22 protein-coding genes are annotated in these 23437 nt (G+C 74.3%); 12 read left to right on the forward strand and 10 right to left on the reverse strand.

Annotated elements, in window-relative coordinates:
* Positions 1-38: 38 nt before the first annotated feature.
* Together NIE79_RS20630 and pknB are read right to left on the reverse strand one after the other, a co-directional pair.
* Positions 39-908 carry a deoxyribonuclease IV gene (locus tag NIE79_RS20630; protein ID WP_238680113.1) on the reverse strand — a complete coding sequence of 290 codons (870 nt, stop codon included), beginning with the start codon at positions 906-908 and terminating at the stop codon, positions 39-41.
* Positions 908-2896, reverse strand: a complete 1989-nt coding sequence (gene pknB, locus NIE79_RS20635; protein ID WP_238680114.1) for a Stk1 family PASTA domain-containing Ser/Thr kinase — start codon at positions 2894-2896, stop codon at positions 908-910. Before pknB ends, NIE79_RS20630 begins: the two co-directional genes overlap by 1 nt.
* Before the next feature lie 188 nt (positions 2897-3084).
* On the opposite strand from pknB, the gene NIE79_RS20640 reads away from it, so the two are divergent.
* Positions 3085-3474: an Rv2175c family DNA-binding protein gene (locus tag NIE79_RS20640; RefSeq protein ID WP_238680115.1), complete on the forward strand. Its 390-nt coding sequence runs from the start codon at positions 3085-3087 to the stop codon at positions 3472-3474.
* 116 nt (positions 3475-3590) lie between these two features.
* Here the strand turns inward: NIE79_RS20640 and NIE79_RS20645 are convergent, their stop codons facing one another.
* Both NIE79_RS20645 and NIE79_RS20650 read right to left on the reverse strand, forming a co-directional pair.
* The gene (locus NIE79_RS20645; protein ID WP_238680116.1) at positions 3591-4673 is read right to left on the reverse strand and encodes a polyprenyl synthetase family protein; all 1083 of its coding nucleotides are present in this window, start codon (positions 4671-4673) and stop codon (positions 3591-3593) included.
* 9 nt (positions 4674-4682) lie between these two features.
* The gene (locus tag NIE79_RS20650; protein WP_238680117.1) at positions 4683-5072 is read right to left on the reverse strand and encodes a helix-turn-helix domain-containing protein; all 390 of its coding nucleotides are present in this window, start codon (positions 5070-5072) and stop codon (positions 4683-4685) included.
* Between the two features lie 334 nt (positions 5073-5406).
* On the opposite strand from NIE79_RS20650, the gene metF reads away from it, so the two are divergent.
* Entirely contained in the window at positions 5407-6324 is a 918-nt protein-coding gene (gene metF, locus NIE79_RS20655; protein WP_238680118.1) for a methylenetetrahydrofolate reductase [NAD(P)H], read from the forward strand.
* Positions 6325-6368: 44 nt separating this feature from the next.
* Positions 6369-7058 carry a CDP-alcohol phosphatidyltransferase family protein gene (locus NIE79_RS20660; RefSeq protein WP_112582773.1) on the forward strand — a complete coding sequence of 230 codons (690 nt, stop codon included), beginning with the start codon at positions 6369-6371 and terminating at the stop codon, positions 7056-7058.
* 74 nt (positions 7059-7132) lie between these two features.
* On the opposite strand, the gene NIE79_RS20665 is transcribed toward NIE79_RS20660, so the two are convergent.
* Genes NIE79_RS20665 through NIE79_RS20690 form a run of 6 tightly spaced genes read right to left on the reverse strand, consistent with a single transcriptional unit; the run spans position 7133 to position 12435 of the window.
* A complete protein-coding gene (locus NIE79_RS20665) occupies positions 7133-8620 on the reverse strand; it encodes a phytoene desaturase family protein (RefSeq protein ID WP_238680119.1) in 1488 nt (495 codons plus the stop codon).
* Positions 8621-8632: 12 nt separating this feature from the next.
* Positions 8633-9760, reverse strand: coding sequence for a glycosyltransferase family 2 protein (locus tag NIE79_RS20670; RefSeq protein ID WP_238680120.1), 1128 nt, complete (start codon positions 9758-9760; stop codon positions 8633-8635).
* A complete protein-coding gene (locus NIE79_RS20675; RefSeq protein ID WP_238680121.1) occupies positions 9757-10635 on the reverse strand; it encodes a carotenoid biosynthesis protein in 879 nt (292 codons plus the stop codon). The genes NIE79_RS20670 and NIE79_RS20675 overlap by 4 nt, the downstream gene beginning before the upstream one ends.
* Positions 10632-11183, reverse strand: coding sequence for a GNAT family N-acetyltransferase (locus NIE79_RS20680; protein ID WP_238680122.1), 552 nt, complete (start codon positions 11181-11183; stop codon positions 10632-10634). The genes NIE79_RS20675 and NIE79_RS20680 overlap by 4 nt, the downstream gene beginning before the upstream one ends.
* Positions 11180-11950: a monooxygenase gene (locus NIE79_RS20685; RefSeq protein ID WP_238680123.1), complete on the reverse strand. Its 771-nt coding sequence runs from the start codon at positions 11948-11950 to the stop codon at positions 11180-11182. The genes NIE79_RS20680 and NIE79_RS20685 overlap by 4 nt, the downstream gene beginning before the upstream one ends.
* Complete coding sequence (locus NIE79_RS20690; protein ID WP_238680124.1) at positions 11947-12435, reverse strand: YbaK/EbsC family protein; 489 nt, start codon at positions 12433-12435, stop codon at positions 11947-11949. Before NIE79_RS20690 ends, NIE79_RS20685 begins: the two co-directional genes overlap by 4 nt.
* A gap of 444 nt (positions 12436-12879) precedes the next feature.
* Between NIE79_RS20690 and NIE79_RS20695 the strand changes: the two genes are divergently transcribed.
* The 9 genes from NIE79_RS20695 to NIE79_RS20735 all read left to right on the forward strand — a co-directional run bounded on the left by NIE79_RS20695 (position 12880) and on the right by NIE79_RS20735 (position 23306).
* Positions 12880-13329 carry an SAV_6107 family HEPN domain-containing protein gene (locus NIE79_RS20695; RefSeq protein WP_007463070.1) on the forward strand — a complete coding sequence of 150 codons (450 nt, stop codon included), beginning with the start codon at positions 12880-12882 and terminating at the stop codon, positions 13327-13329.
* 102 nt (positions 13330-13431) lie between these two features.
* Positions 13432-14157: a DnaE2-dependent mutagenesis accessory factor ImuA' gene (imuA', locus tag NIE79_RS20700; RefSeq protein WP_196918923.1), complete on the forward strand. Its 726-nt coding sequence runs from the start codon at positions 13432-13434 to the stop codon at positions 14155-14157.
* Positions 14154-15767 (forward strand): DNA polymerase Y family protein, encoded by a 1614-nt coding sequence (locus tag NIE79_RS20705; protein ID WP_238680125.1) that lies wholly within the window; start codon positions 14154-14156, stop codon positions 15765-15767. The genes imuA' and NIE79_RS20705 overlap by 4 nt, the downstream gene beginning before the upstream one ends.
* A 33-nt stretch (positions 15768-15800) precedes the next feature.
* Positions 15801-19187 carry an error-prone DNA polymerase gene (locus NIE79_RS20710; RefSeq protein WP_238680126.1) on the forward strand — a complete coding sequence of 1129 codons (3387 nt, stop codon included), beginning with the start codon at positions 15801-15803 and terminating at the stop codon, positions 19185-19187.
* Positions 19188-19280: 93 nt separating this feature from the next.
* On the forward strand, positions 19281-19457 hold the full coding sequence (locus tag NIE79_RS20715; RefSeq protein WP_238680127.1) for a hypothetical protein: 177 nt from the start codon (positions 19281-19283) through the stop codon (positions 19455-19457).
* Positions 19458-19532: 75 nt separating this feature from the next.
* Positions 19533-20300 carry a methyltransferase domain-containing protein gene (locus NIE79_RS20720; RefSeq protein ID WP_238680128.1) on the forward strand — a complete coding sequence of 256 codons (768 nt, stop codon included), beginning with the start codon at positions 19533-19535 and terminating at the stop codon, positions 20298-20300.
* Positions 20297-21469, forward strand: coding sequence for an alkaline phosphatase family protein (locus NIE79_RS20725; RefSeq protein WP_238680129.1), 1173 nt, complete (start codon positions 20297-20299; stop codon positions 21467-21469). The genes NIE79_RS20720 and NIE79_RS20725 overlap by 4 nt, the downstream gene beginning before the upstream one ends.
* A gap of 62 nt (positions 21470-21531) precedes the next feature.
* Positions 21532-22791: a DNA polymerase IV gene (locus NIE79_RS20730; RefSeq protein ID WP_238680130.1), complete on the forward strand. Its 1260-nt coding sequence runs from the start codon at positions 21532-21534 to the stop codon at positions 22789-22791.
* Positions 22792-22907: 116 nt separating this feature from the next.
* Entirely contained in the window at positions 22908-23306 is a 399-nt protein-coding gene (locus NIE79_RS20735) for an SCO2097 family morphological protein (RefSeq protein ID WP_030334542.1), read from the forward strand.
* Positions 23307-23437 lie beyond the last annotated feature (131 nt).

Raw genomic sequence — 23437 nt, forward strand, 5'->3', positions numbered from 1 at the left:
GCCGGGTGACGCAAACCTCTTGATCAACAAGGTTGGGGTCAGGGGTGCGACAGGCGGGTGAGGGTGGTGATGTCGGCGGCGTGGCCCACGTGCTTCTCGCTCGGGGTTTCCACGACGACCGGGACGCCGGCGGTCGCCGGGTGGGCCATCAGCTCGGCGAAGGCGGGCTCGCCGATGCTGCCCTTGCCGATGTTCTCGTGCCGATCCCGGGTGGAGCCGCACAGGTCCTTCGAGTCGTTGGCGTGAACCAGCCGCAGCCGGTCCGCACCGACGGTGGCCACCAGGGTGTCCAGGGTCGCCGTCATGCCGCCCTCGGCCGCCAGGTCGTGGCCGGCCGCCCAGGCGTGGCAGGTGTCGAAGCAGACCCCGAGCATGGGGTGCCCGTCCACCGCGTCCAGGTAGGGCCCGAGCTGCTCCACTCGGGAGGCCAGTGACCGGCCACCGCCGGCGCTCGGCTCGACCAGCAACATCGGCCCGCCGGCGTCGGCAGCCCAGTCGAGCAGCGGCAACAACACCTCGCGGACCTGTCGCATCGCCGCTTCGGCGTGCCCCTCGTCCACCGAACTGCCCGCGTGGAACACCACCCCGCGTGCGCCGATCGCCACGCCCCGGCGCAGCGCGTGCGCCAGCGTCTCGGCCGACTTCTCGACAGTGGCCGGGGTGGGCGAGCCCAGGTTGACCAGCAGCGCGGCGTGGATGAACGCGGGAATGCCCCGCTCGGCGCAACCGTCGCGGAACAGCGCGTCCTGCACCGGGTCGCCGGCGGGCAGTGCCCAGCCTCGCGAGTTGGAGACGTAGACCTGCACCACCTGCGCACCGGTAGCGTCGGCGTACGGCAGGGCAGCCTTCGCCAGCCCACCCGAGGTCGGAGTGTGCGTGCCCACCGGCCGCGCGGAGATCGTCGGCATCAGAAGCACGTCAGGGTGACCGGGGTGCCGGGCGCCACCTGCGAATTCTCGCCCGGGATCTGGATCCGGACCACGGCGTTCGGGTTGATCGCCAGCGTCACCGGGAAGCCCTGGCCCTCCAACGCCTGCTTGGCCTGCTGGCAGGGCAGGTCGATCACCCGCGGCATGGCGACCAGCGGTGGCCCCTTGCTGACGTCCAGCTTGACCTCGGTGCCCTTCTCCACGCCGGCGCCATCGGCCGGGCTCTGGCCGAGGATCTCGTCCCTCGGCTTGTCGGAGTCCTTGTAGGTCTCCTTCAGCACCAGGTTGAGCTGGGCCAGGGCCGTGCGGGCGTCGGTGAGGCTCTTGCCGACCAGGTTCGGCACCGTCACCGGCGCCCTGCCCCGGCTCAGAATGAGGGTGACCTTCGCACCGGGTTTGACCTCGGTGCCCACCTTGGGGGAGGTGTCCACCACGACCCCGGCCGGCAGGCTGTCGTCGTAACGGGCGGTGCCCCTGGCCACCACCAGCTTCACGTTGACCAGGTCCGCCTCGGCGAGCTCGAACTCCTTGCCGATCACATCCGGTACGGGGAAACGCTCCGGGCCGAGGGAGAGGGTCAGGGTGACGGTGCCACCCTTGACGATCTTGGCAGCGGAAGCCGGGCTCTGCTCCAGCACGCTGTCCTTCGGGGCCTTCTCGTCGAAGCGCGGCTCAGCGTACGTGAGGAGAAGCCCGGAGCGGTCGGCCCGCGCCTGCGCCTCGGCCTTGCTCAGGCTCACCAGCTGCGGAGCGTCCGTGTAGCGACCGACGCCGAACCACCAACCCCCGATCGCTGCCACCAGGCCCAGCGTCACCACCACGGCAGCGACGGCCAGCCGGCCACGGGGGTTGCTCAGCGCCGCGCTGCGCAGCGCGGTGAGCCGGGCACCCAGGCCCTCCGCCGGCTCCGGGGCGGCCCGACGTCGCCCCGGGCCCTGGCTGCTGGCCCCCTCGGGCAGTCGTGCCCACGACGGGCGGTTGGGCGGCTGGACCGTCGCGACCATCATGGTCGGCTGGGAGAGCGACGGTGCGTCACTGATCGGGCGGAGTACGGCGGTGTGGCTGTTGGCGTCGCCCAGACGGTCCCGGGCCACCTGCACCTCGGCCAACAACGCGCCGGCGTCCGCCGGCCGCGCGCCCGGATCACGCCGGGTGGCCCGCTGCACCAGGTCGTCGAGGACCGACGGCAGGCCCGGCACCAGCGTCGAGGGCGTCGGTACGTCCCGGTCGACGTGCTGCCAGGCGACGTCCACCGGGCGGTCCCCGTCGTACGGCACCCGGCCGGTGAGCATCTCGAACAGCACGATGCCGGCCGAGTAGACGTCGGTACGCGGATCGGCGCGGCCCTCGGTGACCAGCTCCGGGGCGACGTACGCCACGGTGGCCATCAGCTGGTTGCCCTGCTCCTCGTCGGCGCTCGCCTCGACCGCCCGGGCCAGCCCGAAGTCGGCCACCTTCACCACGCTGTCGACCAGGTTGGCGACGCCACCGGTAGGCGCTTCCGCGACCAGCACGTTCTCCGGTTTGACGTCGCGGTGCACGAGGCCGGCGCGGTGCGCGGCGGCGATCGCGGCGAGCATCTGCTCGGCGATGGCCAGTGCCTCGTCCGGGTTGAGCCGGCGTCGCTCGGCCAGCACGTCACGCAGTGTGCGGCCCCGGACGTACTCCATCACCAGGTACGGCAGGCCGGCGTGCGTGCCCTGGTCGTAGACCGCCACCACGTTCGGGTGGGTCAGCCGGGCGATGGTCTTCGCCTCGTCGGTGAACCGGGCCACGAAGTTGGCGATCCGGGCCCGTGCCTCGCTCGCCTGGGTCGGGTGAATGATCTTGACAGCGACGGTGCGCTCGAGGCGTTCGTCGGTGGCGGTGTACACGGTCGCCATGCCACCACGGGCCACGCGACCGCGAATGCGGTAGCGCCCGTCGATCAGCGAGCCCAGCAACGTGTCGGCGACCTGAGTGTCCATCGGCAGGCAGTCTATGTGTCCAGGGGGTGAAGGATGAACAGGATGCTACAGCGGTACGCCGAACCGGTCCGTCCCGCCGCGCTCCCGGCCCCTTATTCGCTGGTCAGCGGCGATCAACAGAGTGGGCACCGATTGGTCGTCCGGGGTGCCGGTGGTTCGTCGCGGCGGCGGCGTGGCAGGGTGGTCGGGTGACCGAACCCGTACCCGACCAGGCCGCGCCCGGCCTGGAGCTCGCCGGCCCCACCGACCCGGCCGGCTGGTTGACCCTGCCCGACGTCGCCGAACGCCTCGACGTGTCGATCAGCAAGGTGCACCAGATGATCCGTGACCGGGAGCTGTTGGCGGTCCGCCGCGACGGCATCCGCCGGATCCCAGTGGATCTGGTTGCCAACCAGACGGTGCTCAAGCACCTACCCGGCGTGCTCAATCTGCTCGCCGACAACGGCTACGACGACGAGGCTGTCCTGCGCTGGCTCTACGAGCCGGACGACACCCTCCCCGGCGCCACCCCAGCCGCCGCCCTCTCCGGCGACCAGGCCCGCGAGGTCAAACGCCGAGCCCAAGCCCAAGGCTTCTAACCCCGCCCCGGCCCCCGCCCCCCGCCCCCCCGCTTTCCCGCGTTGATCATGAGGTTGGCGGCGCGACACGCCGAGGCGAAGGTCGCTAACCTCATGATCAACCCCGGGGGTGGGGGTTAGTCGGATCGGCGGGTTGCGGCTATGGCCAGGTCTACCAGGGCCTGGCGGGCCTCGGTCTCTAGGTCGACGGTGGTCAGGGCGGCCAGGGCGGCGTCGGTGAGTGCGACGATCCGCTGTTCGGTACGGGCCAGCGCCCCGCTCCCCGAGATCACCTCGCGGAGCCGGGCCACCCCCTGCTCGTCCAACTCCGGGTCGCCGAGCCGGCCGAGCAGCAGCTCGCGGCCCGCGTCGTCGGTGGCCTCCACGGCTGCCGCCACCAGATAGGTGCGCTTGCCCTCGCGCAGGTCGTCCCCGGCCGGCTTGCCGGTCAGCGCCGGGTCGCCGAAGACCCCCAGCACGTCGTCGCGGAGCTGGAACGCCTCGCCCAGCGGCAGCCCGTACGCCGAGTAGGTCGTCCGTACCTCCTCCGGCGCGTCGGCCAGCGCGGCGCCGAGCAGCATCGGACGTTCGACGGTGTACTTCGCGGACTTGTACCGGGCGACCTTGCTGGCCCGTTCCACCGAGGTGTCCCCGGTGACCTGTGTCAGCACGTCGAGGTACTGCCCGACGGTGACCTCGGTGCGCATCTCGTCGAAGACCGGCCGGGCCCGGGCCAACGACCACAGGTCCAGGCCGGCGGAGTGCAGCAGCTCGTCGGACCAGACCAGGCACAGGTCACCGAGCAGGATGGCCGCGGCGTCGCCGAAACCGTCCGGGTCGCCGCCCCAGCCGGCATCCCGGTGCCGGGTGGCGAACCGTCGGTGTACCGCGGGCTCGCCGCGACGGGTGTCGGAACGGTCCATCAGGTCGTCGTGGATCAGGGCGCTGGCCTGGACGAACTCCAACGCGGCCAGGGCGGTCACCACGTGGTCGGCGTCCAGCCCGCCGGCCCCCCGGAACCCCCAGTACGCGAATGCGGGACGCAGCCGCTTGCCGCCGCCGAGCACGAACGCCTCGATCGCCTCGGCCACCGGCCCCAGCGCGTCGTCCACGGCGGCGAGCCGGACCCGTTGGCCGGCCAGGAACTCGGTGAGAGCCTTGTCGACCCGCTGCCGCAGGCCGGCGCGGTCGACGGGGGACACGGGAGCAGCGTGGGTCACGCACCGACGCTAGCCGGTCGCCAGTGCCCGTGCTCCACCGCCACGCGTAGTCCCGCCGGTGCGGCCGGGGCCCGTCCGCCCGGCCGGTCGCGCGCCGGCCGCCGCGACGCGACCCGGCCCGGTGGCCCGCGTCGAGCCGGCCCGACGGGTGGCCGCGGCGGCCTCGGCGAGCACCACCAGCGGCACGTCCAGGACGACGGCGAGCCAGCCGAGCCAGAACCCGCCGGGCACGCGACGCTGTCGTTCCCACCGGGAAACCTCGTGCCGACTCAACGTCGGCACCCCGGCGGCGGCACACAACTCGGCGGCGGCTCGCTGCTGGCTCCAGCCGCGGGCCAGTCGGCACCGGGCCAGCAGCGGCCCGAGCTGCGCGGGGCGCGGCGATGCGGGCGGGATCATGTGTCCTCCTGGCGGGCGTCGGTGCGGTGACGACCCACCCGCCCGACCGGACGGGACCGGCGTCACCGCTCGGTTGCTGACCCCCGCGCGGGACCCGGGCCACCCCCGCCGCCCCTCCCGCACCGTCCCTTCCTACCTCGGAGGTACGACGCCTTTCCGCCCGTCGGGTCGGTGCGCGCGCCGCGACACCGCCCAGGGGCGCGCACCGACACCGCCCACCGGCGCACGGCGGGCGCGGTGTGACACCGCCCACCGGGTCGGGCAGACCGGGCGGCACCGGCCGCTGGGTGGGAAGGGCCTGGGTCCTGGTGCCATCGACCGCTAGAGTCGGGTCGTGGCGCTCGGTCTTCCCTCGACACTCCCCAATCCGCAGCCGGCGATCGGGGAGCTCATCCGTGAGCACCAGCCGACCTTCTCGTTCGAGTTCTTCCCGCCCAAGACCGAGGCGGGGGAGCAGCTGCTCTGGCAGGCCATTCGCGAGTTGGAGTCGCTGCGCCCGTCGTTCGTGTCGATCACGTATGGCGCCGGCGGCTCGACCCGGGACACCACGGTGGCGGTGACCGAGCGGATCGCCACCGAGACCACCCTGCTGCCGATGGCCCACCTCACCGCGGTCAACCACTCCGTCGCCGAGCTGCGGCACGTGGTCGGCCGGCTCGCCGGGGTGGGGGTGCGCAACGTGCTGGCCGTTCGCGGCGACCCCCCGGGCAACCCGGGCGGTGAGTGGATCCGCCACCCCGAGGGCGTGGACTACGCCGAGGACCTGGTCCGGCTGGTGCGCGACGCCGGCGACTTCAGCGTCGGCGTGGCCGCGTTCCCGTACAAGCACCCCCGCTCGCCCGACGTGGCCAGCGACACCGCCCAGTTCGTCCGCAAGTGTCGGGCCGGCGCGGAGTTCGCGGTCACGCAGATGTTCTTCGACGCCGACGACTACCTGCGGCTACGGGACCGGGTGGCCGCTGCCGGCTGTGACACCCCGATCCTGGCCGGCGTGATGCCGGTGACCCAGTTCAGCACCATCGAGCGGTCCGCGCAGCTGTCCGGTGCGCCGTTCCCACCGGCGTTGGCGGCCCGCTTCGAACGCATCGCCGACGACCCGGACGCCGTCCGCCGGCTCGGCATCGAGCAGGCCAGCGAGATGTGCCGCCGGTTGCTGGACGAGGGCGTGCCCGGAATCCACTTCATCACCCTCAACCGGTCCACAGCGACCCGCGAGGTCTGGCAGAACCTGAAGGCCGGCGCCCGCGTGTGAACGCTGCGCCTGCGACACCTGTTGCCCGGCACGACGGTTGATCCGTGGTGGGCACACAGCTGAACTGGGATCAGTACGCCACGGCGTGGGCGCGGTTGCACGGCGGGTTCGACCCTCGGGTCGCGGCGCCGGTGGTGCGTGCCTGGCTGCGATTCGCGTACCACGTCGGATATGTGCTGGGTCGGCTGCGGGTCAGCCCCACCGCTGTCACAGTGGCCGGGGTGCTGCTCTGCTTCTGCGTACCGTTGCTGGTGGGCCGGCCGGGGGACGGGCCGTTCCTCGGCGCGCTGTTCGTGCTGCTCGCCGCCGTGGCGGACAGCGTGGACGGTGCGGTGGCGGTTGCCACCGGCCGCACCACCCGGCTCGGCTACGTCTACGACTCGGTCGCCGACCGGCTCGGTGAGGTGGCGTGGCTGCTGGCGTTCTGGCTGGTGGGCGCGCCGGGTGGGCTGGTCGTCGCGGGTGGCGCGCTGTCCTGGTTGCACGAGTACGTCCGGGCGCGGGCGGTCGCCGCCGGCATGCGGGAGATCGGCGCGGTGACAGTGGGCGAACGCCCCACCCGGGTCTCGGTGGCGCTGGCCGGTCTGCTGGTCGCCGGGCTGGCCGGGCTGATCGAGCCGGACCTGGCCGCCGGCACCATCACCATGGCGACAGCGGTCTGGGTGCTGCTGGCCGGGTTCGGCCTGGGGCAACTGCTCTCCAGCATCCGACGCGCCCTGCTCGACGCCGACTGAGCGGGCCAACCCGACGCCGACCGAAATAGAAATCGGCGCCGACCGGAACAGACACCGGCTGGAGCAGGCCGGGCCTACCAGGCGGGGCCGATCTCGTCGGCGACGATCTGCGCGGAGAGGGTCACCATCGGCAACCCGCCGCCCGGGTGGGTGGAGCCGCCCACCAGCCACAGCCCGTGCGCCGGGCCCCGGTTCGCGGGGCGGAGCAGCCCACCGGCGGTGCCGTAGATCGAGCCACCTGGCGCGCCGGTCGCCACGTCCAGGTCGGCGGGGGTGCGGATCTCGCGGAACAGCAGCCGGTCGCGCACGTCCACGCCGCGCCGCGCCAGCACGTCCAGGATCCGGTCGGCGTACGCGTCGGCCAGCCCCGGGCGTCGCCAGTCGACAGCGCCCGCCGCGGTGCCCTGCCGAGCGGCGTTGACCAGGACGAACCACGCCTCGTGCCCGGCTGGGCGGACCATCGGGTCGTCGGCCACTGTGACGAACACCGCCGGGTCGGCCGCCGGCCGGGCCCGTACGCCGCGCCCGGGGTCACCGAAGACCGCGTCGAACTCGGCGTCGTAGTCGTCCGGGAAGAAGACGTTGTGGTGGGCCAGCCCGGTGCTGCCGGAGACGCCGAGCAGCAGCACGAAGCCGGCGAGGCTGCGGTCGGTCAGCCCGGCCAGCCGACGCGGGTGCGGGAGCAGGTCACGGTAGACGGTGAGCGCGTCCACGTTGGCCACCACCACGTCGGCGGGCACCGGGGTGGCGACGCCGGCGAGGCGTACCCCGTGCACCCGGCCGCCGGTGGCGTCGATCCGTGTGACAGTGGCGTCGGTCTGCACGACAACGCCGAGGTCCAGGCAGCGGGTCAGCAGCGCGTCGGCGAGCGTGCCCAGCCCGCCGCGCAGGTACCAGCCGCCGAAGGCCAGCTCGGCGTAGGGGACCGCGACCAGCGCCGCAGGCGCCCGACGTGGGTCGGCGCCGGTGTAGGTGGCGTACCGGTCCAGCATCATCCGCAGCCGCCTGTCGGACAGGTGCCGGCGACCCAGGCCGCGCAGACTGCGACCCGGGGCGATGGCGGCCAGGTCGCCGACGCGCCAGGCCAGCGACGCGAGGTCGCGGGGAGAGTCGACGGTACGGCGCAGGATGTCCCGCGAGGAGGCCTGCCACACCCGCGCCGCCCGGCGCCACAGCCGCTGCCAGTCGGCTGCCGCCCGGTCACCGAACGCGGCCCCGATCCGGGCGGTGAACTCCACCGGGTCGGCGCACGAGTCCAGTGTCGGGCCACCGTCGGCGAAGACGTGCCGGACGATCGGGTCCAGCGGGACCAGGTCCAGGTATTCGTCGAGCTTCGCCCCGGTCGCCTCGAACAGGTCGTGGAAGACCTCGGGCAGGGTGAGCAGGCTCGGCCCGGTGTCGAAGTGGAACGACCCGGCCGGGGTGTCGTGCGCGTACCGGCCGAGCTTGCCGCCGACCGTGTCGGCCCGCTCGAAGACTGTCACCTGGTGCCCGGTAGCGGCCAGCCGGGCGGCGGTGGCGAGGCCACCCACCCCGGCGCCGACGACCACGATCCGCGCCATGCCGCGTCCTCCCTAGCTGACCGGGCGGCCCCGCCAGGTCAGGCGGCGTCGCTTTCGCAGATGGTACGACCGCAGGGTCAGCCAACCGAGGACCACGACCGACACGGGGTGTGCGAGCGCGTCGGGCCACCACCGGCCACCGGTCGCGCGGGCGGTGAGCACCCGTCCGGCCACCCCGAGCAGGTAGCCGGCCAGGCCGACGGCGGCCACCCCGGGTGCGCCGGCCGCGGCACCAGCCAGCGCGATCAGCGGTGGTGCGGTGTAGAGCAGCAGCAGCGCCGCCACTACGGCTGCCGCCGCGCCCGGGTGCCCGAACGACGCCCAGAGCGACTTCGAGTACCCGTCGCGCAGTTGCGGCCAGTCGTCGTACATCCGGCAGGTGGCCAGTCGGGAGCCGTCGGCCAGGGCGATCCGCCCGCCGGCCCGCTTGACCGCCCGGGCCAGCTCGACGTCCTCCAGGATCTTGTCGGCGACCGCGGCGTGCCCGCCGGCGGCGGTGTAGCCGGCCCGGTCCACCACCAGGAACTGCCCGCCCGCCGCGGCCAGCGACGGCCGCGGCGAGCGCTCCATCGCACGCAGCGGCAGGAAGGTCAGCCAGAGCCACTGCAACAGCGGCTGCACCAACCGGTCGCCGGCCGTCGCCACCACGATCCGGGGGTACGGCGACAGCAGCGTCACCCGGGCGGCGCGCAACTCGGTGACGGCGGCGGCCACGGCGTGCGGGGCGAGCACCACGTCGGCGTCGACGAAGACCAGCGCGGTGGCGTCCGGGTCGGCCCGGGTGGCCAGTTGCCAGCAGGCGTGCGGCTTGCCCAGCCAGCCCGGCGGCGGGGCGACCCCGGTGAGCAGCGTGACCCGGGGATCGTCGCCGGCCACCGCGCGGACCACGTCGGCGGTGCCGTCGGTGGACCCGTCGTCGAGGACCACGACGCGCAGCCCGCGTACGCCGCGCTGGGCCAGCAGGGCGCGCAGGCAGGGCGTGACCCGGGTGGCCTCGTCGCGCAGCGGCAGCAGCACGGTGACCGGCTCGTCGACGTCGTCGGGCCGGTCGGTGGGTCGGCGCAGCCACCGGGTGGCGTTGAGCCAGGTGTGCCCGGTCAACGCGGCGACGGCGATCAGCAGGACGAGCAGGACGGTCATCGGGTCGCGTCGACGCCGGGGCGGTGTGGCTGGTGGGCCTCCCGGCCGGGGTCACCGCCCCGGCGGGCACGCAGGAGGGTCACGGCCAGGGGTACGGCGGTCACCGACATGCCGGCGGCGCCCCAGAGCGCGGAGGCGGGCAGGTCGAGGAAGACGGCGTGGGCCAGGATGCTGGAGAAGTACGTCCACAGGTAGAGCGCGACCATCGGGTGGTCCCGCCGGTCGGTGTGCTCGGCGGCCGGCCCGGCCAGCGGGCGCAGCGCGCTCATCATCAGCACCGCGAAGAGCAGCCAGCCCAGGTAGTTGCTGACCGGGATGCCGGCCAGGCCGGGCAGGGCCGGGGTGGCGTCGCGCCAGACCCAGTAGCCCTCGGCCACCATCTGCGGGTCGAGGAAGAGGTCCCAGGCGGCCAGCCCCACAGTGGCCAGCGCGATCCGCCCCACCCATCGACCCACCGTCGGCCCACTGCCGCCGGCTGTCGGCCCGCCGCCGTTGGCCGGTGCGGCAGTGCCGCCGGTCAGTCGGACCGCTGCCAGCCAGGCCGGCCAGGCCATCCACGTCCAGGCCAGCGGAATGATCAGTGGCACGCCGGCCAGCTTGGGGCCCAACTCTCCGGAGTAGTCGTAGCTGCCGAACGGCACGCCGGTGGCCACCCCGATCGCCTCGATCGCGAACCCGCCGCCGGTGGCCACCGCTACCAGCGCCGCCGCCACCCGTGGACCCCGGCTGAGCAGCGCGTGGCCGACCGAGAGCAGCCAACCGAGGACGACGGTGGCCACTGTGAGCCCGGCCCGGGTGGCGCCGGTGGTCAGCGGGTAGCAGATCTGGGCGAGCACCAGGACGGCCAACAGCGTCCAGGAGATCCGCCGGGTCATGACGCCGGTGGCTCGAGCGGCAGATTCCGACCGAGGACGCCGAACGGTCGCTCGTCGCCGGGGAAGTGGAAGTCGCGCAGTACGTCGACGAAGCCGAACCGTCGGTACAACCGCCAGGCCCGCGAGGTCTGCTCGTCGGCCTCCGGGGTGGACAGCAGCGTGGTGTCGCCCTCCGCCATGCCGAGCAGCGCGCGCAGCTGACCGGTCCCCAGGCCGTGCCCCTGCGCCGGTGGCCGGACGTGCAGTTCGACCACCTCGAAGCAGTGGGTGAGCCAGCGCGTGCGAGTCGGGGCGTCCAGCGCGCGGTGCACCTGGTCGTGCCACCACTGACCGGAGGCGCCCAGGTAGCCGTAGCCGAAGCCGGCGAGGTGGCCCTCGCTGGTCAGGCTGGCGACCGCCCGGAAACCCGGCCGGCGGACGTGGGTGGCGATGTAACCGCGCCGGGCCTCCAGCAGGTCGGTGCGGTATCCCATCGCCTCGCCGTAGACGGCCACCACGTCGTCCAGCCGCCGGACGAGATCGTCCGGCGTCCAGCGCACCAACCTCATGCCCGTCCACCCTTCACCGTTTCCGGGCCGCCGTCGGCGACCCACCCGAGCACTGACCGGTCGCCGACCACGTCGCGTACCTCGAACCGGGCGAACAGCTCCTCGGCGTACCAGCCCGCGGTGGGGGTTCGCATGATCGCCGCCCGATGCTCCGGGTGACGGTACGCGAACGCCACCAGGTCCGTCGGGTCGCGCCACACGCTCACAGTGCCCTGCCACCCCAACGGGGCCTCTCCGACCCCGAACCGGGCCAGCAGCCCGGGCGCGTCGCGCAGGGCGGCGGCCACCGGCGGGATCGCCCGCCAGAACGTGGCCGCCCGGCGGGCCCGCAACCGGGCCCGGGTCAGCGCCAGCACCGGGCCGGTGACCCGACCGCCCGACGGGTCGCCGAACGGCCGCCGGCCGGACCACTCGCCCCGGCTGGTCAGTGGGCGGAGGTCGATCCGCGCCCGGGCGTGGGCGATGCGCGCCCAGGCCCGCCCGACCGACGAGTCGTCGAAGCCGGCCGCCGCGGCAGGGGAGTCCCAGACGGTCAGCGCCGCCCACCGGGTCAGGTCGGCGTCCCGTGGTCCGAAGTCGGTGCCGGTCCCGGTGCCCAGCAGCTTGCCGAACCGGACGCCGGGGAGGGCCCGCAACCGGCGGGGGTCCACCGCCATCCGGGTCAGCGCCCGGGGCAGCGCGCCGTGGGAGGTCCGCCACACGTGCAGCGTGACCAGCTCCGGAGCCGCACTCGCCTCGCCGTTGGTTCGCTCGCTCCGCTCGCTCACGCCACCTCGGCCGGGGTGCCGGCGGTGACCCGTAGCAGCTCGGGGTAGGTGGTCGGGAAGACCGCCTGAGGGACGCCACCCGCGGCCCAGATCTCCGGGTACGCCGCCAGCGCCGTGTCCACCAGGGTGCGCAGCGGGTGCGGGTGCCCGAGTGGGGCGACCCCGCCGATCGGCTGCCCGGTGTGGGCCCGGACGAACTCCGGGGTGGCCCGACGCAGTCGGGTGACGCCGATCGATGCCGCCAGGCCGGCGGTGTCGACCCGGTGCGCGCCGGAGGTGAGGACGAGCAGCGGTGTGTCGTCCGCGTCGAAGATCAGCGAGTTGGCGATCTGGCCGACCTCGACGTCGAGCGCCTCGGCGGCCGCCGAGGCGGTGTGCACCGCGTCGGGCAGCAGACGGACCATGCTGGGCTCACCGGCGCCGTCGAGCGTGCCGGCGGCGGTGAGCGCTTCCTGCACCGCCCGTACGTTCGGGTGTGGCTGCATTCCGCCATTCTTCCCGGTCCGTTGGTGGCCGGTTCAGTCGGCCGGCACGCTCGGCGCGTCACACGTTGCATTTTCGTCGGAGGGGAGGTGTACTGTCAGCAGCAGTTAGAACGAGTGTTCGATTGCCTCGAACGCCCGTTCCAACCAGCCGGAGCGCGGCGTTTCGCGGCGCCACCTCCGGGCGGTGCGGCTCCGCGGGCCGCACCTGGGTTTCCGGGCAGTCGCGAGCCTGGTCCCAACAGGCAGGAGCGTTGCCCGCCGCCCACGACCCCCGGGCGGCGGGCGACGCACCCGCCGGTCCGCCGGCCGGGTGTGGTGTGGGGAAGCATCCACACCCGGCCGGCCATACCCGGTGCGTCTTCCTCCGCACCACCCGACCTCGGCGTCTCGTCGGCGGCATCAGCCGCCGCAGTGACGTCTCGGCCACGTGGAGGAGAGACATCCATGCCGACCAACCCGGCTCAGGCACCGACGGTGCCGGCGCACGTGCTGCCGCACCGCACCCCCGCCCAACTCCTCACGTTGGCCCGCCGTGGGCTGGTCGAGGCCGGCCAGACCCGACCTGACGGTCTGCGCTACGCGGCTGCCCACCTGGCCGCCCTGCGCGCGGCGGCGGCCCTTCTCGCCGCCCGCGCCCGACCCGCGCCGAGTCGACGCAACCGGATCACCAGCGTCTGGGTCCTCCTCTGCGCCGTCGCCCCGGAGCTCGACGAGTGGTCCCGGTTCTTCGCCGCGGGGGCCAGCAAGCGCGCCGCCGCCGAGGCCGGCATCCCCCGGGTGGTCAGCGCCCGGGAGGCCGACGACCTGCTCCGCGCTGCCGAACAGTTCGTCACTGTGGTGGAAACCGCGCTCGGCGTGGCCCACCAACCGGCCCTGGACGGCCTCGCCGCCTGATCCCGCCGTGCCACCGGCCGCCCCGTGGGGGGAGCCGGGCGGCCGGTGGCACGGCGTGCCGGTCCTGATCTGATCCACAGCAACGACGGGGGAGTTGGTCCAATGGCGGGCCGCATGGTGGTCGGTTCCGCCGCACTGGCCGATCTGGTGCGCCCGGCGAGCGCACCCGACCCGGTCGGTGGGCACCGGGTGCTGCCGGTGGTGCCCGAGCTGACCGGTCTGCTGCCCAACCGGGGCCTGCGCCGGGGCAGCACCATCGCTGTCGCCGCCGGCCAGCCCCGCCGCAGCGGTGGCACCTCGCTGATGCTGGCCCTGCTCGCCGAGGCGTCCCGGGCCGGCTCGTGGTGCGCCGTGGTCGGGGTGCCGACGTTCGGCGCGGGCGCGGCCGCTGAGCTGGGCATCGCCCTGGACCGGCTGGCCCTGGTGCCGAACCCCGGCCCCGAGTGGGCCACAGTGGTCGCCGCGCTGATCGACGGGGTGGACGTCGTGGTCACCACAGTGCCGGCCTCGGTCTCCGCCTCGGTCGCCACCCGGTTGGCAGCCCGGGCCCGGCAGCGCGGCAGCGTGCTCGTCCCGTACGGCCGGTGGGACGGCGCGGACGTGACGTTGCAGGTGGTCCGGGGAGTCTGGGAGGGGCTCGGACTGGGCCGGGGGCGGTTGCGCCGCCGGGAGATCACCGTCTCGGCGCGCGGGCGCGGGGCGGCCGCCCGGCCCAAGGAGATCAAGGTCTGGCTCCCGGGTGACGAGCTGACCCGGGTGATCCCTCGTACGCTGCCGTCGCCAGTGGGTCGATCCGCCGCGCCACTCGCCCTGGTCGGTAGGGGGTGACCGGCGCGCCGGCGCGCACGCTGCTGCTGTGGTGCCCGGACTGGCCGGTGCTCGCCGCCGAGATCGTCGACGGGGTGCCGGCGACCGGCCCGGTCGCCGTGCTGCACGCCAACCGGGTGGTCGCCTGCTCCGAGCGGGCCCGCGCCGAGGGGGTGCGTCGAGGGCTGCGCAAGCGGGAGGCGCAGGGGCGCTGCCCGCAGCTCACCGTCGTGGAGTACGACCCCGGCCGGGACGCCCGGGCGTTCGAGCCGGTGGTCGCCGCTGTGGAGGAGTTGGTCGCCGGCGTCGAGGTGGTCCGTCCGGGTGCCTGCGCGGTGGCCGCCCGGGGGCCGGGCCGTTACCTCGGCGGCGAGGAGGCGGCCGCCGAGCGGATCATCGAGCACGTGGCCCAGTCGTGCCTGGTGGAGAGCCAGGTCGGCATCGCCGACGGGGTGTTCGCGGCCGGGTTGGCCGCTCGCGCCGGCCGGGTGGTGGCACCGGGCGGGACACCGGAGTTCCTGGCCGGGTTGCCGGTCGAGGCGCTCGGCCGGTCGGCGCTGGCCGACCTGCTGCGCCGGCTGGGGGTGCGCACCCTCGGCGACTTCGCCGCTCTTCCGGCCGGCGACGTGCTGGCCCGGTTCGGGTTCGACGGTGCGCTGGCCCACCGGCTGGCCGCCGGGCGGGACCACCGCCCACTCGCCGTCCGACAGCCGCCGGCCGACCTGACGGTGACCGCCGAGCACGACGAGCCGATCGACCGGGTCGACGCGGCGGCGTTCGTGGCCCGGGCGTTGGCCGAGCGGCTGCACGAACGGCTGGCCGGGCACGGGCTGGCCTGCACCCGGCTCGGCATCGAGGCGGTCACCGAGCACGGGCAGGAGCTGCACCGGGTGTGGCGGCACGATGGCCTGCTCACCGCCGCGGCCATCGCCGACCGGGTGCGCTGGCAGCTCGACGGGTGGCTCTCCGGCAGCAACGGCCGCGCCGGTGCCCGACCGGCCCGACCGACGGCCGGCATCATCCGGCTGCGACTGATCCCGGACGGGGTGATCGCCCAGGCCGGTCTCCAGGCCGGCCTCTGGGGGGAGACCGGCGAGGAGCGGGAACGCGCGCACCGGGCGTTGAGCCGGGTGCAGGGCATCCTCGGCCCGGAAGCGGTGGTCACCGCGGTGCTCGGTGGTGGGCGCTCCCCGGCCGACCAGGTACGACTGGTGCCGTGGGGCGACGAACGCGTCCCCGCCCGCCCTGGCCCGCCGGCCGATGCCGGCGCCGACCCGGCCACCGGCCGGGGTGCAGGCGGGGCTCCGCCGTGGCCGGGCCGGCTGCCGGCCCCCGCGCCGGCGGTGGTGCTGCCCAGCCCGCTCGCGGCGACGGTGCACGACGCCGCCGGCGAGCCGGTGGTGATCAGCGCGCGGTTGGCGGTGAGCGCCCCACCGGCTCGGCTGGTGGTCGGCACCGGCCAGCCGGCGGAGATCGTGGGCTGGGCCGGCCCGTGGCCGGTGGACGAGCGGTGGTGGGCGCCGGTCGAGGCCCGCCGCCGGGCCCGGTTCCAGGTCAGCCTGGCCGACGGTGCCGCCCTGCTGCTGGCCGTCGAGGCCGGGCAGTGGCTGGTGGAGGCGATCTATGACTGAGCCGGTGTTCCCCAGGTCGGAGGCGGATGCTCGATGAGCTTCCACAACCCGAAGATGCCCTGGTCGGAGCTGGAACGGGTGCTCTCCGGGCGGGCCAGCGGAAGCTCCGGCCGGTCGGGCGGCGGGCGGTCGCGCGAGGAGCGGCACCTGCACGTGGTCGACCCGCTCGCCGTGGACGCCGATGGCGGCGACTCCCCGGCCTGGAGTCGCCGCCGCGAGCAGTACCAGCCGCCGGAGCTGACCCGCCCCGACGGCGTGGTGCCCTACGCGGAGTTGCACGCGCACACCAACTTCAGCTTCCTCGACGGCGCCAGCCACCCGGAGGAGCTGGCCGAGGAGGCGGCCCGGCTGGGGCTCACCGCGCTCGCCGTCACCGACCACGACGGTTTCTACGGGGTGGTCCGCTTCGCCGAGGCGGCTCGTACGTTGGGCCTGCCGACCATTTTCGGCGCGGAGCTGTCCCTCGGCCTGCCCGGCCCGCAGAACGGCGAGCCCGACCCGCACGGCGCGCACCTGCTGGTGCTCGCGCACGGCCACGAGGGGTACGCCCGGCTGGCCACCACCATCGCCCGCGCCCAGCTACGCGGCGGGGAGAAGGGCCGCCCTGACTACGGGGACCTGGAGGAGGTCGCCGCCGAGTTGCGTGACCATGTGCTGGTGCTGACCGGCTGCCGCAAGGGGCACGTGCCGGGGGCGCTGCTCACCGAGGGGGTGGACGCGGCGGCCCGCGAGCTGGACCGGCTGACCGCGCTCTTCGGCGCGGAGACGGTGGCAGTGGAGCTGACCGACCACGGTCACCCCATCGACGCCGACCGTAACGACGCGCTCGCCGAGCTGGCCGCCGCGGCCGGGTTGCCGACGGTGGCCAGCAACAACGTGCACTACGCCAGCCCCGGCCGGCGTCGGCTGGCCACCACCGTCGCCGCGGTCCGGGCCCGACGCAGCCTGGACGAGATCGACGGCTGGTTGCCCGCGGCGGCCACCGCCCACCTGCGCAGTGGCGCGGAGATGGCGGCCCGGTTCGCCGCGTACCCGGGTGCGGTGGCGCGGGCCGCCGAGTTCGGCGCCGAGTTGGCCTTCGACCTCCAGCTCGTCGCGCCGCAGCTACCGGCGTACCCGGTGCCGCCGGGGCACACCGAGATGAGCTGGCTGCGGAAGCTGACAGCTGACGGGGCGCACGAGCGCTACGGGCCGCCGCAGGCGCACCCGACGGCGTACGCGCAACTCGACCACGAACTGAACATGATCGAGGAGCTGGGTTTCCCCGGCTACTTCCTGGTGGTCTACGACATCGTCACGTTCTGCCGTGACCAGGACATCTACTGCCAGGGTCGGGGTTCGGCGGCCAACTCGGCGGTCTGTTACGCGTTGCGGATCACCAATGTGGACGCGGTCCGGCACCAACTGCTCTTCGAGCGGTTCCTCGCTCCGGAACGGGACGGCCCACCCGACATCGACGTGGACATCGAGTCCGACCGTCGGGAGGAGGTGATCCAGCACGTCTACACCCGCTACGGCCGGGAGCACGCCGCCCAGGTCGCCAACGTCATCTCCTACCGGCCCCGGTCGGCCGTGCGGGACGTGGCCAAGGCGTTCGGCTACTCGCCGGGGCAGCAGGACGCCTGGAGCAAGCAGATCGACAGGTGGGGGTCGGTCGCCACTGTCGATGTCGAGAACATCCCCGAGCAGGTGGTGGAGTACGCCAACGAGTTGCAGACGTTCCCGCGGCACCTGGGCATCCACTCCGGTGGCATGGTGATCTGCGACCGACCGGTGATCGAGGTCTGCCCGGTGGAGTGGGGGCGGATGCCCGGGCGCAGCGTCCTGCAATGGGACAAGGACGACTGCGCCGCGGTGGGCCTGGTCAAGTTCGACCTGCTCGGCCTGGGCATGCTCTCCGCCCTGCACTACGGCTACGACATGATCGGGTCCCGGCTGGACCTGGGCGACATGACCCTGGACGACCCGGAGGTCTACGACATGCTCTGCCGGGCCGACTCGGTCGGGGTGTTCCAGGTGGAGAGCCGGGCCCAGATGGCCACCCTGCCCCGGCTCAAGCCCCGCGAGTTCTACGACCTGGTGGTCGAGGTGGCGCTGATCCGCCCCGGCCCGATCCAGGGTGGTTCGGTGCACCCGTTCATCCGCCGCAAGAACGGCCAGGAGCCGGTGACCTTCGCGCACCCACTGATGCGCAACGCCCTGGAGAAGACCCTGGGCGTGCCGTTGTTCCAGGAGCAGCTGATGCAGCTCGCCATCGACCTGGCCGGCTTCGACGCGGCCGAGGCCGACCAGTTGCGCCGGGCGATGGGCGCGAAACGGTCGGTCGAGCGGATGACCCGGATCGCCGACCGGCTCTACGCCGGGATGGCCGAGCGGGGCATCACCGGTGAGCTGGCCGACGACGTCTACCGCAAGCTCACCGCGTTCGCCAGCTACGGCTTCCCGGAGAGCCACGCGATGAGCTTCGCCTACCTGGTCTACGCCAGCTCCTGGCTCAAGCGTTACCACCCGGCGCCGTTCCTGGCCGCGCTGCTCAACGCCCAGCCGATGGGTTTCTACTCGCCGCAGACCCTGGTCGACGACGCCCGCCGGCACGGGGTGGAGGTCCGTCGTCCGGACATCAACGCCAGCGGGGCTCTGGCGGTGCTGGAGTCCACCCCGGAGACCCGGTGGGGCAGCGGGCCGGGGGAGCCGCCGCACGCCTGGGGGCTGGGCGGCCCCGCCGTCCGGCTCGGCCTGTCCAGTGTGCGGACCCTCGGCGCCGACGTGGCCGAACGGATCGAGGCCGAACGGGTCGCCGGTGGGCCGTACCGGGACATGCCGGATGTGGCCCGGCGGCTCGGTGTCACCGCCGCGCAGCTGGAGGCGTTGGCCACCGCGGACGCCTTCGCCTGTTTCGGGCTGAGCCGGCGGCAGGCGCTGTGGGCCGCCGGTGCGGCGGCCCAGGACCGACCGGGTCGGCTGCCCGGCACGGTGACCGGCGCGGCGGCGCCCACGCTGCCCGGGATGGAGGCGGTGGACCGGCTGGTCGCCGACGTGTGGGCCACCGGGTTGTCGCCGGAGAGCCATCCCGCCCGGTTCATCCGGGGGCAGCTCGACGTGCTCGGCGCGGTGCCGATCGCCCGGCTCGGCCGGGTGGAGCCGGGGCAACGGATCCGGGTCGGTGGCATCGTCACCCACCGGCAACGCCCGGCGACCGCGGGCGGGGTCACCTTCCTCAACCTGGAGGACGAGACGGGGATGCTCAACGTCACCTGTTCGCCGGGGCTGTGGCAGCGCTACCGGCGGGTGGCGCGGACCAGCGCCGCGCTGGTGGTCCGGGGTCGGTTGCAGCGGCACGAGGGGGTGACCAACCTGGTCGCCGACCGGCTGGACGCCATCGAGCCACCAGTGAGTCCGGCCTCCCGTGACTTCCGCTGATTCAGTGATCCACATTACGGTTTCCCGAGCCGTCGAGCGGGAGACTCGTCCCGAGCGGGCAGAGCGGCCCGTGATCCGTGAGGGGGAACAACAGTGACGGGAAATCACGCGTACACCGGTGGAATCGCCAACGCCCGGCGGACCCGACTGGGCACGGGCTGGGTGCCGTCGCACCTCGCCGACCCCCGCGAGTACGAGGTGACGAACGGTCCGGTGGCCAACGAGCGCCGGTCCCGGGCGGAGGACGAGACCGAGGGCGCCGAGGCCTGACCGACCGCCGCCCCACGCACCGATCGGGCGTGTGGTGGGCGCGCCCACCACACGCCCGCACCACCACCGGGCCGGGTGACTAGGCTCGGCCGGGTGGAGCAGACCCGAGGCCGGTTCGCCGAGCCGCCGCTGACACCCCGCACCGCCGTGATCTGGTCGGTGCTCCGCGCCGAGCTGGACCGGCGCGGCGACGCCGAGCTCACAGTGCTGGACGTGGGCGGCGGCACCGGCGGTTTCGCCGTTCCGCTGGCCCGTGCCGGGCATCGGGTCACAGTCGTCGACGCCAGCCCCGACGCGCTCGCCGCGCTCACCCGCCGTGCCGCCGAGGCCGGGGTGGCCGACCGGATCGCCGCCGTGCAGGGCGACGGTGACGCCCTCGCCGGGCTGGTCGAGCCGGCCGGCGTCGACCTGGTGCTCTGCCACGCCGTCCTGGAGGTGGTGGACGACCCGGCGCCGGTGGTGGCCGCGCTGGCCACCGCGCTGCGCCCGGGCGGCGCGGCCAGTGTGCTGGTGGCCGGCCGGGCCGCCGCCGTGCTGGGCCGCGCGATGAACGGGCACCTGGACGTCGCGACCACCCTGGCCGCCGATCCGGCCGGCACCGCCGGCCCGCGTGACACGCTGCGCCGACGCTACGACGCCCCCGGCGCCGCCGCGCTGCTCGGCGCCGCCGGGCTGGTGGTCGAGGAGATCCACGGGGTACGCGTGCTGGCCGACCTGCTGCCGGCCGCGGTCGCTGACGGGCAGTCCGCCGCCGTGGTCGAACTGGAACGTGCGCTGGCCGCCCAACCGCCGTACCGGGACCTGGCCGCCCAACTGCACCTGTTCGCCCGCCGGCCGGCATGATCGCCGGCCCCGGTGGCCGGCCGGCGCCGCTGGAGATCCTCGGGCCGGACCACGGCGGTGGGCGTCTCGCCGATGTGCTGCCCAGCGCGCTGGCCGTGCTGGGGGTGCCCGGCTCGACCGACCCGCTCGGGCTCCGGCCCGAGCTGACCGGGGTACGCCGGATCGCCGTGCTGCTCGTCGACGGGCTCGGCTGGTACCAGCTACCGACCGCGGCGCCGTACGCGCCGACTGTCGCCGGGCTCGCCGCGACGGTGGCCCGGCCGCTCATCGCCGGTTTCCCGTCCACCACCCCGACCAGCCTGGTGTCACTGGGCACCGGTGTCGCGCCGGGCGCCCACGGGGTGCTCGGCTTCACCGTGCGGGTGCCCGGCACCGATCGGGTGCTCACCCACACCGACTGGGCCGCCGATCCGTCGCCGTTGCGCTGGCAGCCGGTGCCCACCCAGTTGGAGCGGGCCCGCGCCGCCGGGGTGACGACGAGCGTGGTGAGCCGGCCGGAGTTCGGCGGCAGTGGGTTGACAGTGGCCGCCAACCGGGGTGGCGACTTCCGGGGCGCCGCCGGCGGGGACGCTGTGGCCACCGCCATGCTGACCGCGCTGGCCGCCGGGGCCGGGCCCACACTGGTCTCCGGCTACCACGCCGACCTGGACCGGCACGGCCACCTCAGCGGCGTCGACTCGGCGCCCTGGCGGGCCGCCGCCGCCGAGGTGGACGCCCTGGTCGCCCGACTGGTCGACGGGCTGCCGCCGGACGCGGCGCTGCTGGTGACCGCCGACCACGGGCAGCTCGACATCCCTGCCGCGCACCGCTTCGACCTGGACACCGATCCGCGGCTGCGGACCGGCGTGCGGCTGGTGGCCGGCGAGGCCCGGGTGCGCTACCTGCACGTCGAGCCGGGCGCTGTCGACGACGTGCGGGCCGCCTGGTCGGAGGTGCTGGGCGCCACCGCCCGGGTACGAACCCGCGACGAGGTGGTGGCCTCCGGCTGGTTCGGGCCGGTGCCCGAGGAGCACCTGGGCCGGATCGGCGACGTGGTGGTGATCTGCAACGACACGTACGCGGTCATGGCCAGCCGCACCGAGCGGCCGATGGCGTCGAAGTTGGTGGCCTACCACGGGTCGGACACCGCCGCGGAGCTGACAGTGCCGCTGCTGGTCGTGCGGGGCTGACCCGGGGACGGTTCGGCCCGCTGGCCGATGGTGGTGTCGCACCCCCGGGTTAACCTGCCGGGATGGGCCGCAGCCAATCGTTGCCCCGGGGCGACGATCCGCGCTTCGGGCCGGACGCCGACGACTCCGCCAGCCCGATCCTGCACGTCGACATGGACGCCTTCTTCGCCGCCGTCGAGGTGCGCCGTCGCCCCGAGCTGCGCGGCCGGCCGGTGGTCGTCGGCGGCGTCGGCCCGCGCGGGGTGGTCAGCTCGGCCAGCTACGAGGCCCGCCGGTACGGCGTCCGCAGCGCGATGCCGACCAGTCAGGCCCGGGCCCGCTGCCCCCACGCGGTCTACCTGCCACCGGATTTCTCCGCCTACACGGCCGCCTCCCGGGCCGTCATGCAGATCTTCCGGGACGTCACGCCGCTGGTCGAGCCGCTCTCCCTCGACGAGGCGTTCCTCGACGTGACCGGCGCCCGTCGGCTCTTCGGCTCCCCGGCCACCATCGCCCGGCTGATCCGTCGCCGGGTCGCCGACGAGCAGGCGCTGACCTGCTCGGTCGGGGTGGCACCGACCAAGTTCGTGGCCAAGCTGGGTTCCACCCGGGCCAAGCCGGACGGCATGCTGGTCGTCCCCCCGGGGCAGGTGCTCGACTTCCTGCACCCGCTGCCGGTGGACGCCCTGTGGGGGGTGGGGGAGCGCGCCGCCGAGGCGCTACGCCGGCTCGGCCTCACCACCGTCGGCGACCTCGCCGAGGCTCCGGTGGGCATGCTCCGCCGGGCCGTCGGTGCCGCCTCGGCGTCGCACCTGCACGAGTTGGCCTGGGGGCGCGACCCGCGCGGGGTCAGCCCCGAGCACGTCGACAAGTCGATCGGCGCCGAGGTGACCTTCGACGTCGACGTGGCCGACCCGTTGGAGATCCGCCGTGCGTTGCTCGCGCTCAGCGCGAAGGTCGGTGTCCGGTTGCGCGGCTCCGGCCAGGTCGGGCGCACCGTCTCACTCAAGGTCCGGCTGGCCGACTTCCGCACCGTCAGCCGATCTCGCACCCTCGACGTTCCCACCGACACCGCCCGCGAGATGTTCGACACCGTCTGGGCGCTCTACACCGCGTTGGACCCGGCCGAGCGGATCCGACTCGTCGGTGTCCGGGTGGAAGGGCTCGCCCCGGCGCAGGGCGCTCCCCGGCAACTCACCCTCGGCGCGCCCGAGCGTGGCTGGCGCGAAGCGGAAGCTGCCGCGGACGCCGCCGCTGCCCGTTTCGGGCGGTCCGTCATAGGTCCGGCCAGTCTGATGGGCGACCGTGATCCCCGTCGAAACGAAAATCCACCCCGCCCATAGGTCGTCCCGCTTTCCGACGCGCGACCCCCCTCGTAGACTTGCGGGTAAGCAGCCGGTTGGCTGCCACGGTCTGTCGGCCCGAGTGGGCCCGACCAACGTGACCGGGGAGGAGTGCCGTGCCGCTCTCGGAGCACGAGCAGCGGCTGTTCGAGCAGATCGAGCGGTCGCTTGCCGAGGACCCCAAATTCGCCTCGGCCGTGCGCGCCAGCGATCCGCGCTTCCATGCGCGGCGTCGCCTGCTCGTCGCCGCCGGCGTCATCATCGCTGGCTTGGCTCTACTGGTCTATGGCGCGGTGATCAAGACTCCACCACTGGCGGTGGCGGGCTTCGTCGTCATGCTGGCGTCGGCCGCGTTCGCGGTGCAGTCGCACCGACGGGCGCAGTCACCCGACCTGCACGTGGTGGGCGGCACGACGAGTCGTCGTCGTCCCCGCGGTGGCCGATCCGGTCGCCGGTCGTCAATCCTGGACCGCATGGAGGACAGGTGGCGGCAGCGCCCGGAGGGGCACCGCTGAGCCGGTCCCGCCGCTGAGGCGGGCCGTACGCCGCGACGAGCGGTCGCCGGGCACCAGGCCCCCGGCGACCTCCGTCGTATCCGCGCGCCCTCTGCCATGCGCGCCTTCTCCGCTGCGCCCTCTCCCCCATG

This window comes from Micromonospora trifolii (assembly GCF_022229005.1).
Lineage (GTDB): Bacteria > Actinomycetota > Actinomycetes > Mycobacteriales > Micromonosporaceae > Micromonospora > Micromonospora trifolii.

Excerpts from the sequence above, each read along its gene's own strand:
- NIE79_RS20630 (WP_238680113.1), bottom strand. The coding sequence starts at position 908 with ATGCCGACGATCTCCGCGCGGCCGGTGGGCACGCACACTCCGACCTCG.
- NIE79_RS20650 (WP_238680117.1), bottom strand. The coding sequence starts at position 5,072 with ATGATCCCGCCCGCATCGCCGCGCCCCGCGCAGCTCGGGCCGCTGCTG.
- imuA' (WP_196918923.1), top strand. The coding sequence starts at position 13,432 with ATGGCGGGCCGCATGGTGGTCGGTTCCGCCGCACTGGCCGATCTGGTG.
- NIE79_RS20695 (WP_007463070.1), top strand. The coding sequence starts at position 12,880 with ATGCCGACCAACCCGGCTCAGGCACCGACGGTGCCGGCGCACGTGCTG.
- NIE79_RS20680 (WP_238680122.1), bottom strand. The coding sequence starts at position 11,183 with ATGAGGTTGGTGCGCTGGACGCCGGACGATCTCGTCCGGCGGCTGGAC.
- NIE79_RS20710 (WP_238680126.1), top strand. The coding sequence starts at position 15,801 with ATGAGCTTCCACAACCCGAAGATGCCCTGGTCGGAGCTGGAACGGGTG.
- pknB (WP_238680114.1), bottom strand. The coding sequence starts at position 2,896 with ATGGACACTCAGGTCGCCGACACGTTGCTGGGCTCGCTGATCGACGGG.
- NIE79_RS20670 (WP_238680120.1), bottom strand. The coding sequence starts at position 9,760 with ATGACCGTCCTGCTCGTCCTGCTGATCGCCGTCGCCGCGTTGACCGGG.
- NIE79_RS20675 (WP_238680121.1), bottom strand. The coding sequence starts at position 10,635 with ATGACCCGGCGGATCTCCTGGACGCTGTTGGCCGTCCTGGTGCTCGCC.
- NIE79_RS20730 (WP_238680130.1), top strand. The coding sequence starts at position 21,532 with ATGGGCCGCAGCCAATCGTTGCCCCGGGGCGACGATCCGCGCTTCGGG.
- NIE79_RS20690 (WP_238680124.1), bottom strand. The coding sequence starts at position 12,435 with ATGCAGCCACACCCGAACGTACGGGCGGTGCAGGAAGCGCTCACCGCC.
- NIE79_RS20665 (WP_238680119.1), bottom strand. The coding sequence starts at position 8,620 with ATGGCGCGGATCGTGGTCGTCGGCGCCGGGGTGGGTGGCCTCGCCACC.
- NIE79_RS20725 (WP_238680129.1), top strand. The coding sequence starts at position 20,297 with ATGATCGCCGGCCCCGGTGGCCGGCCGGCGCCGCTGGAGATCCTCGGG.